1 protein-coding gene is annotated in these 418 nt (G+C 38.5%); it reads right to left on the bottom strand.

The genetic code is table 11. The features are described 5' to 3' along the window. Window positions 1-156 precede the first annotated feature (156 nt). Window positions 157-418 (bottom strand): ribonuclease III domain-containing protein (locus FCS21_RS17930; protein WP_138624540.1); only part of this gene is annotated, 262 nt, incomplete at its 5' end.

Genomic DNA, 418 nt, shown 5'->3' with positions numbered 1-418 from the left:
ACTGCGGCATGGTGTCCAAAGACGAAATTATCTTCTAATGCTTCTTCATTTTGATCAGAAACTGACTGATTTCGTCCAGTTTGCTTTTTATTTGGATATCTATTTTGTTTTTTATCTTCAAATCCACGTTTCGATTGATGTTTGTTTGTTCTTTCTTTACCCATTTTTTTCACCAACTTTCTGAATACACCAGCGGATCAATTCTTCCATCCGCTCGGTTTGTTTTGTCAAATGCAGATAGCCCATCAGTGCTTCGAACCCTGTTGCGACCCGGTAAGTCGTAACGTCAGCATTTTTTGCACTCGTATGGCTTTTGGCATTTCTTCCTCTGCGATAATAAAGCTCTTCTTCTTCTGTCAAAAGATGTTCCTCTAACATTTGCTGAATCAAAAAAGCTTGTGCATTCGCAGAAACATAA

The sequence above is a fragment of the Colwellia ponticola genome (genome assembly GCF_005885605.1).
In the GTDB taxonomy this organism is placed as follows: domain Bacteria; phylum Pseudomonadota; class Gammaproteobacteria; order Enterobacterales; family Alteromonadaceae; genus Colwellia; species Colwellia ponticola.
Note: the sequence above shows the minus strand (reverse complement) of the source record. Positions and strands in the feature narration are given on the sequence as shown.